The sequence below is a fragment of the Paraburkholderia sp. BR10141 genome (assembly GCF_056155635.1).
In genome coordinates, this window is sequence record NZ_JBMIQH010000014.1 from 13,206 (window position 1) to 24,960 (window position 11,755).

An 11,755-nucleotide genomic window follows, 5' to 3' on the forward strand; every position below is an offset into this window, starting at 1 on the left:
TTTTTGGAGCTTGTAGACCTTTTTGGGGTGCCCACCACCGCAAATCCCCCCGCCTGCGACGTTTTTCCCGCCGCACGCGTTGCGCCGCGCCAACGCAGCATGCGCGCAAACGCCGGCCCGGCAAGCGTTTGCGGCAACGCGATCCGCCTTCGTCACACGCTTTTTCCAGCCGCGCTGCTTGTCCGTTTTCTCCTCACCTCTGGCTTCGCGTTCCTCATGACCGCCACCCTGACACCCGCCACGCTCGCCTTCCGGGAAGACGGCACGCCGTTTTCGCCCATCTATGGCGACGTTTATCACAGCACTGCCGGCGCATTCGCACAGGCTCAAGCCGTCTTTCTGAAAGGCAACGCGCTGCCGCAGCGCTGGCAAGACAGGCGGATCTTCACCGTGGTCGAAACCGGCTTCGGCATGGGCGTGAACTTTCTCGCCACGTGGTCGGCATGGCGCGACGACCCGGCGCGCTGCGAACGCCTGCATTTCGTTTCGGTGGAAAAGCATCCGTTCGCGCGCAACGACCTGAAAAGTGCGCTCGACGCAGTCGTTGCACACGCACGCGAAGCGCCGCTCGCGCACGAACTCGTGAACGCCTGGCCGATGCTCGTGCCGGGCACCCATCGCCTCGAATTCGAGGGCGGACGCGTCACGCTCACGCTCGCTTTCGGCGATGCACTCGAGGAATTTCCCAAAATGTGGATGCGCGCCGATGCGATCTACCTCGACGGCTTCGCTCCGGCGAAGAATCCCGACCTCTGGTCGCCGGTCGTTTTCAAGGCGCTCGCGCGCATCGCCGGCGAGGACGCCACCTTCGCGACCTGGAGCAGTTCGGGCGACGTCAAGCGCGCGCTGGAGCAAAACGGCTTCGAATACCGCAAGGTGGAAGGCTTCAACGGCAAGTGGGCGATGCTGGTCGGACGCTTCGCGCCGCGCTGGCGCGTGCGCCGCTACGAGCCGCCGCTGCCGCTTGCGCTGCGCGAGCGGCACGCCGTCGTCGTGGGAGCGGGACTCGCCGGCTGCGCGCTCGTCGAGCGGCTGGCCGTGCGCGGCTGGCGTGTGACGCTCGTCGAACGCAACGCCGCGCCCGCGCTCGAGGCATCGGGCAATCCAGCCGGCGTGTTTCATCCGCTGATTTCGCGTGACGACAGCAGCGCGTCGCGCATCACGCGCGCCGGGTTTCTCTACGCGCTGCAACGCTGGGCCGCGCTCGAAGCCGCCGGCCACGCGCCCAGGCGCTCGCACGCCGGCTTGCTCCATCTCGCCACTGACGACGAATCGCGCGCCGTCGCCGCCGCGCTGGAATCGTTCGGCTATCCCGAAGAATTCGTGCGCGCCGTCACGCGCGAGCAAGCCCAGGCGCTGGCCGGCATCGCGCTCAATCAGGGCGGGTGGTTCTATCCGCAGGGCGGCGCAATCGACCCGGCAACGCTCTGCCGCGCCCAATGCGCCTTCGCCGCCGCGCTGCCCGGCGCGCAGGTCGAGACACGTTTCGGTGTGCGTATCGGTCACATTGCCCGCGCCGGCGAACAGGAATCCGGTGAATGGCAGGTGTTCGACGATGCCGGACGGCTCGTCGCCCAGGCAGCCGCGGTGATCTTCGCCAACGCCCAGGACACCTCGCGCGCCGCCGCGCTCGCGCATGCGCCCACCCGCATCGTGCGCGGCCAGCTCACGCTCGTCGATCCCAGCCCGCTCGCGAACCTGCGCGTACCCGTGATCGGCGAGGGCTATGCGGTGCCGCTCGACGGCGGCGTTACGCTCGCGGGCGCCACCTACGAAGTCGACGACGCCGACGACGCGCTGCGCGCCGCCGGCCATACCGAGAACATCGAACGTGTCGCGCACATGCTCCCCGGGCTTGCCGCGGCCCAGCGCGAGGGCGAGCGCGATTTCGCGGGCCGCGTGGCGTTCCGCTGCGTCACCAGCGACCGCATGCCGATGCTCGGCCCGCTCGCCGACGAAGACGCCGCCCGCCGCGACGCCCCGCGTCTGGCCGGCGCATGGCCCCTCGACCTGCCGCGCGCAAGCGGCCTCTACGGCGCGTACGCGTTTGGCTCGCGCGGGCTCGTTTGGGCGGGACTGGGGGCGGAGCTGATCGCGTCCCAGCTGGAAGGCGAGCCTTGGCCGCTGGAGCGGGAACTTGCGGACCAGCTGGATCCGGCGCGCTTCCTCCAGCGCGCCTTGCGCCAGCGCAGTCTTTGATCGCCCCCACACGGGAAAGCGCCGCCCGGGTTATCCACGCCAATCTGTGGATAACCGCGCGAGTTGCCAGCGAATCGAGTGTGGAAGCGGTGTGGACGTAAACGGGGTAACTCAGCACGCCCCGTTCCAGGCCCAAAAGTTACTCTTCGAAGTGCGCATGGACCGCACATGCTTTGCGCGCGGTTGTGCGAACGCCAACTCCCGGATTCCTTTCAGTAAACCCCGGTTATCCACAGGAAATCCAGGCCCTTGTTAACTTCTACTACGTATACATACGGTAAACAGTAAACCCCAAGCTAGCGCCATCGCTGTCGGCAAGGACGATCCAGCCGGGCTTGAAAAACCAGACGAAAGCCGCCCGCCCCCCGAGGCGGTCATTTTTTCCGCATACGTCGCCAAAAGCGCACAATGAGGACGCTATTACCGTCTTTGTCGATGCTTTCGATGCGGTGGGGCAATTGCAAAAAAGCTATGGCACAATCGCCGTTCTTTCCGCGTCAAATGCCGCAGCAGACGGTCGACGCATCCAAGGAACGGTTGCCCCTCATCCTGAATCTGAGTGCTCAGGGTAGACGGCAGCGTTCGTTCATCCAACGCGGGCGCAGCCACACCACACGCAAGCGCCCGTACCGGCTGTTCGCCGCACCGCCATGTGCCGGCTGCTTTGTCGCAGCGTTTTGCCGCACTGTTCGTCCGCACTCGCCGCAGGAAGCGCGTATTCGCGCCAGCTCGCCCAATCGTCATATCGTCGGGCCAGCCGGCTGCATCGATTGGCGCAGCGCCAGGCGCAGAGCAAGCCGACAACGGACGGGGAGTAGAGGTGTCGTTCGCCTCGTGCGGCACGCGGCTTGCCTGTTAGCCGGTCGTATGTCGATCCAACGTCGGACAGCCGGATTCGATCCCACGCAAGATGTCGTTGCCAAGGAGAAGCCACCACGATGAAGTCGGCGTTTTCGTTTTTTCCCGCCTGGCCGTTGCAGCTCGACGGAATTTTCTGGGCCGGGCTCGCGCTGCTCGCCGCCGGTTTGTGCGGCGAGCTTTGTTATCGGGCGTGGCGCTTGCCGCGGATCTCGGGCTATGGGGTGATCGGGCTCATTGCCGGATCGGCCGGGTTCGGCGTGATCGACGCCGATGTCGGCACGGCCGCGCGGCCGTTGCTCGACGTCGCGCTCGGCCTGCTGCTGTTCGAACTGGGCAGCCGTCTCGACCTGCGCTGGATCCGCCGCAATCCCTGGCTCATCCTGTCGAGCCTTGCCGAGTCCTCGCTCACCTTCGTGCTCGTGCTCGCGGTGCTGCTGTTCCTTTCCGTGCCGACGATGATCGCGCTCGTCGTGTCGGCGATCGCCATGGCGACGTCGCCTGCCATGGTGATCCAGCTCAAGACTGAGCTGCGCGCAGAAGGCCAGGTCACGCAGCGCCTGCTCACGCTCACGGCGCTCAACAGCATGTATGCGGTGATCGTGGAAAAGCTCGCCTCGACCTGGCTGCATCAGGAGATGTACGGCAACGTGTTCGCGACGATCCTGCAGCCGCTTTATCTGCTGATCGGCTCGCTGATTCTCGCGTTCGTGCTCGCCCGTGCTTGCACGCTGTTTTACCGCCGGCTGAGCCCGCAGGACGAGCACTCGTTCGTCGCGCTCTTCGGCCTCGTGCTGCTGGCGATCGCCATTGCGCACCTGCTCAAGCTCTCGACGATCCTGAGCCTGCTTGCCGCGGGCATCATCGTGAAGAATCTGGAGCCGCGTCCGCAGCTGTGGCCGCAGCATTTCGGCACGGCCGGATGGCTGCTCACGGTCATTCTGTTCGTGCTCACGCTCACCGCCTTCGAGTGGCACGACATTCTCGTGGGCGGCGCGGCGGCGGCGGGGCTGATCGTCGCCCGTGTCGCGGCCAAGCTCGTCGGCGTGCTGATGTTCGCCAAGCCGAGCGGGCTGCACTGGAAGCAGGGTGTGGCGCTCGGCCTTGCCTTGACGCCGATGTCGGCACTCGCGCTGCTGCTCGTCGAGGACACCTACGAGCTCTATCCGACGTTCGATCCGCGCCTGCGCGCGATCATTCTTTGCTCGATCGTCGTGCTGCAGCTCTTCGGCCCCTGGGTGGTCTATCGCGCGCTCGCGCTCGTCGGCGAACGCGGCGAAAAATGAATCTCGCGGCGCGCGCGGCCGGCGGCTTGCGCGCGACGCCCCGACAGGAAACGCCATGTCACTTGAAACGTTTGTCGATTCGAAGCCGTTTACGTTCGGCGTCGAACTCGAAATGCAGATCGTCAACACGCACGACTACGATCTGACCAAGGCGGGGAGCGACCTCATGCGCCTCGTCAAAGATCAGGAGATTCCGGGCAACATCACGCCCGAAATCACCGAAAGCATGATCGAACTCTCCACCGGCATCTGCACGAATCACGAGCAGGCTGTGGCCGATCTGCGCAAGATTCGCGACACGCTCGTCGCCGCGGCCGATCGTCTCAACGTCGGCCTGTGCGGCGGCGGTACCCACGCGTTCCAGCAATGGAGCGACCGGCGCATCGTCGATACGCCGCGCTTTCAGTATCTGTCCGAACTGTACGGCTACCTGGCGAAGCAGTTCACGGTGTTCGGCCAGCACGTGCATATCGGCTGCCCGGATGCGGACAGCGCGCTCTTCCTGCTGCACTCGCTTTCGCGCTTCATCCCGCATTTCATCGCGCTCTCGGCATCGTCGCCCTATGTCCAGGGGGTGGACACCGGATTTCATTCGGCACGACTGAATTCCGTGTTCGCGTTTCCGCTGTCGGGCCGCGCGCCGTTCGTGCTGAGCTGGGAGGAGTTCAAGGAGTACTTCTCGAAGATGGTGCACACGGGCGTTGTCAACAGCATGAAAGACTTCTACTGGGACATCCGCCCGAAACCCGGCTTCGGTACGATCGAGGTGCGCGTGATGGACACGCCGCTTTCGGTGGAGCGCGCCGCCGCGATCGCCTGCTACATCCAGACGCTCGCGCGCCATCTGCTCACCGATCGACCGATCGCGCCGCTCGAGGACGACTACCTCGTGTACACGTTCAACCGATTCCAGGCGTGCCGCTTCGGCCTCGCCGGCACCTGCGTGAATCCGCAAACGGGCGAGCGCCGCACGATTTCCGAAGACATCCTCGAAACGCTGGACCGGATCGCCCCGCACGGCGAAGTGCTCGGCTCGACGCGCGCGCTCACCGAAATCGGCACGATCGCCCGTGCGCAGAACAACGACGCCACGTGGCTGCGCAGCGTGGTGGCCGAGGAAAAATCGCTGCATGAAGCGGTGCGCCAGCAGTGCCTGCGCTGGCGCGCCTGATGGGAATCGAAAAGAGGGAGCCGGCGGACAGACAGGACCACTGACCGATTTTTGCGGGGGGCAGGAGGTGTCGGAAGCACGCCCCGCGCCGGCAAAACAGGATGCAAGGGCAGCTTTCGGGCTGCCCTTCGTGCTTTGGGGGACCGGAAAACCGGTAGGCAGCGTGTGAAAAGCGGGCCAAAAACGGGTTGCGTTGGTTCCGCACGCCACTTTTTTCGAAGTGCACGAAAATTTTTTTGCCGCCTTCGAGGTACCTGGGGGTTCTTATTTTTTTGACCTGAGTCCCGACATGGTCCATATTCAAGGACAAATAGCCCAGGCCTTTGTGGGTAACCTTCGTTTTCCCTGCAAACTCAATGGACTACGTAATGATTGGTTAGGCCCGATCGGGCAGATTCCAGTTGCGTTCGAGACAGAAATCCGCGATAACCTGCATGGGTCGCGGGGCGACGACGGCGAGCAGCGAGGAACCTGTACACAAGGCAATAGCGTGCTTATCAACGGGTTATCCACAATTCACGTTGGATAAGTTAGCTGTGCGATTTGCCGCTCTCGCATAGAATGTCGGTTTGCTGCACTGGCGTCGGGACTTGAAGGATGTTTTCGGGGCCTGCGGCAAGAAACATGACAGTGCAACGCATACGATGACGTATGCGAAGCAGGATTTTTTGAGATGGTGCGGCGCTCGGGGAACCGGGCGCCAGCGTTCCCACAGGCCGTCGGTCAAAGCGGCGGCTGACGATGCAGCGCAAGCTGCCAATAACCAGCGAAAGACTATGAGCGAAGGCGTATACGGAGAGCAGGCAGCCGGGCGGGTGACCCATAGCCTGCTGCGACTTAGCACGGCAATGCGGAGCCAGGCGTGGGACTGGGCCGAAGGGGCAGGCCTCACGCCTACCCAGGGCGAAATTCTCGTGCTGCTGATGCAGCGTAAGGGGCCGATGCGCCTCGGCGAGATCGCGCGTGAAACGGCCCTCACGGCCGCGACCACCAGCGATGCGGTGAGCACGCTCGAAACCAAGGGGCTCGTCGAAAAGCGCCGTGCGCTCGACGACGGCCGCGCGCTCGCGGTGCGTCTCACCTCGCGCGGCCGCACGGCGGCGAAAAAGGCCTCGCAGTGGCCCGACTTCCTGTCGAAGGCGGTCGGCACGCTGAAGGCGGACGAGCAGTCCACGCTGTATCGCTCGCTGCTCAAGACGGTTTATCTGCTCGAATCGCAGGAAACCAGCCCGCAGCACCGCATGTGCCTGACCTGCTCGCATTTCGAGCCGAGCAAGAACCCGAAGAAGACGCCGCATCACTGCCAGCTCCTGAATATCGACATGGCTGACACGGATCTGCGTCTCGATTGCTCGGTCTACGAACAGGCCGACGTGACGACCCAGAAGAAAAACTGGAAGATCTTCGCGGTTTAAGGCCGAAGCTGCGCCGCCGCCCCCATGCGGGCGGCGCGCGCAACGCATGTAATGCACGGTAATGCAAAGCACCGCGCGGTCGTTGGCGTGCGGACTTTGCGTGCATCAAACGCGTGCATGGCAATTTGCGTAGTTCTCGCAAGTATTTGCCACAAGTATTTGCCACAAGTTTTTGTCACGACCGTTGGCGCAAACGTTCGCAGGCGCCGTGAAAAAGCGGTGACGTGCATGCCGTCCACAGCCGACCCGGGAATGTGCCGATGAATCGCGAAGTATTGGCTGTGCGCCATGTCTATTTCGAGGACCTCGGCAGCTTCGAGCGCGTGCTCGGCGACCGCGGCCGCCCCGTGCGCTACGTCGATGTCGGCTTCGCCCGCGTCGGCGCGCTCAATCCCTTGTCGGCGTCGCTCATGGTCGTGCTCGGTGGGCCGATCAACGCGTGCGACGATGCGCGCTATCCCACCCTCGTTCCCCTTGCCGCGATGATCGAAAAGCGCATCGCGGCGGGTCTGCCTACGCTCGGCATCTGCCTCGGCGCGCAGCTCATTGCGCGCGTGCTCGGGGCGCGCGTGTATGCGGGACCCCAGCCCGAGATCGGCTGGACGCCGCTCACGCTCACCGACGCCGGCCGCGGCTCGCCGCTGCAGCACCTCGACGGCGCGGCGACCTCCATGCTGCACTGGCATGGCGATACCTTCGATCTGCCGCAGGGCGCCACGCGGCTCGCTTCCACGCCGCTCTGCGAGAACCAGGCGTTTGCCTGGAGCGATAACGTGCTCGGCCTGCAGTGCCACCCCGAAGTGCGCGCCGACCGCTTCGAGCCCTGGCTGATCGGTCATGCCGCCGAAATCGCCGGCGCGGGCGTGGACGTGAACGCGCTGCGCGACGACACGGCGCGCCACGGGCCGCTCCTCGAAGCGCAGGCGAGCCGCATGTTCGGCGAATGGCTCGATGCCGTCGACGCCCAGATGGCCGCGCGCCAACCCTGACGCGCGCCTGAACCGAGCCTGATCCAATTCGCGCCGGCGCACGCGTCGTGTGCCTTGTCGAACGCGTGAAAAAAGCGCGTGCTATTCTCGGACGCTTCTGCCAACCGTCCGGGGACCTCCCATGAGCAAGCTCTTCAGTCCGCTCGAACTGCGTGGCGTGACGCTCCCCAATCGCATCGTCGTTTCGCCGATGTGCCAGTACTCCGCCGAGCGCGGCGAAGCCAACGACTGGCACATGATCCATCTCGGCCACCTGGCGCTTTCGGGCGCCGCGATGCTCTGCATCGAAGCGACGGCCGTCGAACCGGACGGCCGCATCACGCCGGGCTGTCTCGGCCTGTGGGACGACGTGACCGAAGCCGCACTCGAGCCCGTGATCGCCGCCATCCGCCGCCACTCGCCGATCCGCATCGCCATGCAGATCTCGCACGCGGGTCGCAAGGCGTCGAGTCATGTGCCCTGGGAGGGCGGCCAGCTGATTCCGGTCGCCGACGGCGGGTGGCTGCCGCACGCGCCTTCGGCGCTCGCGCACAAGGAAGGCGAGGCGCCGCCGCTCGCACTCGACGTCGCGGGTCTGAATCGCGTGCGCGATGCGTTCGTGGCCACGGCGCGCCGCGCTGCGCGTCTTGGCATCGACGCCCTCGAAATCCACGCGGCGCACGGCTATTTGCTGCACCAATTTCTCTCGCCGATCGCGAACCAGCGCAGCGACGAATACGGCGGCTCGCGTGAAAACCGCATGCGCTTTCCGCTCGAAGTGTTCGACGCGGTGCGCGCCGAATTTCCTGCCGATCGCCCGATCGGCGTGCGCGTTTCGGCAACGGATTGGGTCGATGGCGGCTGGACTCCCGAGGACACCGTCGTCCTCGCGCAGGCGCTCAAGGCGCGCGGCGCGGACTGGATCGACGTGTCGTCGGGCGGCGTGTCGCCGCTGCAGAAGATCGCGCTCGAGCCCGGCTATCAGGTGCCGTTCGCGCGCAAGGTGAAGGCCGAAACGGGCATGACGACGATTGCGGTGGGCCTCATCACCGACGCCTTGCAGGCCAATCAGATCGTCGAAGACGGCGAAGCCGACATGATCGCGATGGCGCGCGCGATGCTCTACGATCCGCGCTGGCCATGGCACGCCGCGGCGCAACTCGGCGCGAGCGTGAGCGCGCCGCCGCAATACTGGCGCTCGCAACCGCGCGAGTTGAAGAAGCTGTTTGGCGAGACGACGCTCGGCCAGCGCTGAGACACGCTGCGCGTGGCGGTTTCACACGGCGCATATGGGTTGAACGAAAGAGGCGCGAGCGTGTACGATGCCGTCTGTGGCGCGCCGGGCGTCGCATGAGCGCGGCGCCCAATCGGCGCCGCGTTTGCGTACGGAGCGCGACGAGCCGGGATGCAAGGGCCGATGCAAGGCCAGGCAGACCGCCAGGCACGGCTTCATGAGAGAGCCGCGGGCGGCGCGCGGAGGGACAGGTTCCACGCCGCCTGTCATGACCGGGACAGTCTCCCCCAGTACTTCACAAGGATTCATTCAATGAGTGAACGCAGGATCGTCGTGCGCCAGTCGGGCGTGCACGGCAAGGGCGTGTTTGCGGCGGTCCCCATTGCGACCGGCGAACGACTGATCGAATACAAGGGCGAGCGCATCTCCTGGAAGGAAGCGCTGCGGCGTCATCCGCATAATCCTGACGAACCGAATCACACGTTCTATTTCGCGCTGGACGACGGCGACGTGATCGACGGCAAGGTGAAGGGCAACAGCGCGCGCTGGATCAATCATTCGTGCGCGCCGAATTGCGAAGCCGAGGAAATCGAAGGACACGTCTATATTCATGCGTTGCGCGATATCGCTGAAGGCGAGGAGCTTTTCTACGACTACGGCCTCGTGATCGACGCGAAGCAGACGAAGAAGCTCAAACGCGAATACGAATGCCGATGCGGCGCCCGCAAGTGTCGCGGCACGATGCTCGCGCCGCCCGACGACGACAAGTCCGGGAAGGGCGCGAAAGCGTCGAAAGGCAAGAGCAAAAAGAAGAAGTAAACGGCGCAGCGCGCGTCGCACCGTATCAAGCATAAGGGCCGCATGAGCGGCCCTTGTCGTTTTCCCGGCACCTGCAGCGTCAGAGATCGATGCTCGCCTGGTGGCTCGGTTTCTTCTCGCGCGGCGCCTCGCCGGCCTCGACCGTATGCAGGTGGGCGGCCTCGAAGGCGGCGGCCTCCTTGCTGTCACTGCGGTCTTTGGCGTCCTTGCCGCCAGGGATGCCGCGATGCGCGAGCGGCACACGCACGATGAAACGCGCGCCGCCTTCGGGCGCATCTTCGTAATGCACACTTCCCCGGTGCAGCGTCATGATGTCGTGGACGATCGCGAGGCCCAAGCCCGCGCCGCTATCGACACCGCTTTCGCTCTGACCGTCGCCGCGGAAGAAGCGCTTGAAGAGATCCGCCTGCTGCGAAGCGGGCACGCCGCCGCCGTTGTCTTCCACGACGATCTCGGCCATCGGCACGCCGTCCGCGGAGGACTGCGAAACGGTGACGGTGATGCGCGCGCCTTCGAGACGCACGGGCGGCAAATACTTGAGCGCGTTGTCGAGCAGATTCGCGATGACCTCGTGCAGCAGCACGGGGTTGCCGCGCACCATCAACGGCGTGTCGTTTTCGGGATCGTCGAGGCGCTGGAAGCCGAGATCGACGTGGCTCGCCAGCGCCCGCGGCACCCACTCGGCGCCTGTTTCGAAGGCGAGCGCGGCCATGTCGATATCGACGAAGCGCGCGGCCTGTTCACCCGGCTCCGCACGCGCGAGCGAAAGCAGTTGATTGGACAGACGCACCGCGCGGTCGGCGGCCGCACGCAGCTCGCGCACCGCGTCGGTGACCTTCTGCGGCTCGCGCGCGTTCACGGCCTGCTCGGCGTGCAGCTTCACCGCCGTGAGCGGCGTACGCAGCTGATGGGCGGCGTCGGCGATGAACTTGCGCTGCGCGTCGAGCGCGGTCTTCAGGCGTCCGAGCAGCGCGTTCAGCGCGCCCGTGAGCGGACGGATCTCGACGGGCACGTAGGTCTCGTCCACGGGTTCGAGGGACGTGTGCGTCTGGCGGTTGAGCGAGTCGGCGAGCGCGGTGAGCGGGTTGAGCTGCTGGTTGACCACGCGCCACACGATGACCCAGCCGGCGAGCAGCAGGAGCAGCAACGGCATCATGATCGCGACGAGAAACTCGGCCGCGATGCGAAAGCGATGGTGCACCGGCTGACCGACTTCCACGACGATCGGGTTGCCATGCGCCTGAGGCACGCGCACCTGGGCGACACGCACGGTTACGCCCTGATAGATCGTTTCGAACACGTACGCGTAGTGCATGCGGCGCACGTTGGTGCCCTGCAGCGGGAGGTCATGGTCGCCCGCGATTTCCGTTTCGCCGTTGCTGATGCGATAGACGAGGTCCTCGACGGGGTCGGAAAACATCGCCTGGGCGAGCGGTGGGACGATATTGGCAGCATCGTCGCCGGCGATCTGGATCTGCCGGGAGATGGCCGTGGCGAGGTCGGCGAGTGAGCGGTCGACCACGTGCTGCGTGTACTGCCAGGCGAGCCAATAGGCGATCAGGCCGCTCATCAGCGCGAGCAGCGAAAGCGGGGCGGCGAGGCGCCGTAGCAGCGTGCGCCGCAGGCTCGTCGCGGCAGGTGAGGGCATGATGGCTTCGGGGCGAATGATGAATCGTAGGTGCGGCGGCGTGCGCGGCACGGGACCGATCCATTGTACGCGGGCCGCGGGCGTGGCGGCTGATGCGCCAGTGAGACGCCAGAAGCCGGCGCTTACAAGCGCAAACGGCGGCGGATTGCTCCGCCGC

Annotated in this window: 8 protein-coding genes; 7 read left to right on the top strand and 1 reads right to left on the bottom strand. The window is 65.4% G+C overall.

Translation table 11 applies throughout. The features are described 5' to 3' along the window. Positions 1–216 precede the first annotated feature (216 nt). The 7 genes from mnmC to ACOJB8_RS20085 all read left to right on the top strand — a co-directional run bounded on the left by mnmC (position 217) and on the right by ACOJB8_RS20085 (position 9,950). Positions 217–2,199: a bifunctional tRNA (5-methylaminomethyl-2-thiouridine)(34)-methyltransferase MnmC2/FAD-dependent 5-carboxymethylaminomethyl-2-thiouridine(34) oxidoreductase MnmC1 gene (gene mnmC, locus ACOJB8_RS20055; RefSeq protein ID WP_475013870.1), complete on the top strand. Its 1,983-nt coding sequence runs from the start codon at positions 217–219 to the stop codon at positions 2,197–2,199. A gap of 938 nt (positions 2,200–3,137) precedes the next feature. Next, positions 3,138–4,343, top strand: a complete 1,206-nt coding sequence (locus ACOJB8_RS20060; protein ID WP_069264496.1) for a cation:proton antiporter — start codon at positions 3,138–3,140, stop codon at positions 4,341–4,343. A 55-nt stretch (positions 4,344–4,398) separates the two neighbouring features. Further along, positions 4,399–5,514 (top strand): YbdK family carboxylate-amine ligase, encoded by a 1,116-nt coding sequence (locus tag ACOJB8_RS20065; RefSeq protein ID WP_069264494.1) that lies wholly within the window; start codon positions 4,399–4,401, stop codon positions 5,512–5,514. Positions 5,515–6,290: 776 nt separating this feature from the next. Further along, positions 6,291–6,929, top strand: coding sequence for a MarR family winged helix-turn-helix transcriptional regulator (locus tag ACOJB8_RS20070; RefSeq protein WP_069264492.1), 639 nt, complete (start codon positions 6,291–6,293; stop codon positions 6,927–6,929). 260 nt (positions 6,930–7,189) lie between these two features. Then, a complete protein-coding gene (locus ACOJB8_RS20075; protein ID WP_475013873.1) occupies positions 7,190–7,918 on the top strand; it encodes a glutamine amidotransferase in 729 nt (242 codons plus the stop codon). Between the two features lie 121 nt (positions 7,919–8,039). Next, positions 8,040–9,152, top strand: coding sequence for an NADH:flavin oxidoreductase/NADH oxidase (locus tag ACOJB8_RS20080; protein ID WP_475013875.1), 1,113 nt, complete (start codon positions 8,040–8,042; stop codon positions 9,150–9,152). Positions 9,153–9,443: 291 nt separating this feature from the next. Beyond that, complete coding sequence (locus tag ACOJB8_RS20085; protein WP_069264486.1) at positions 9,444–9,950, top strand: SET domain-containing protein; 507 nt, start codon at positions 9,444–9,446, stop codon at positions 9,948–9,950. Positions 9,951–10,029: 79 nt separating this feature from the next. On the opposite strand, the gene ACOJB8_RS20090 is transcribed toward ACOJB8_RS20085, so the two are convergent. Further along, on the bottom strand, positions 10,030–11,598 hold the full coding sequence (locus tag ACOJB8_RS20090; protein WP_342949159.1) for a sensor histidine kinase: 1,569 nt from the start codon (positions 11,596–11,598) through the stop codon (positions 10,030–10,032). Positions 11,599–11,755: the final 157 nt, after the last annotated feature.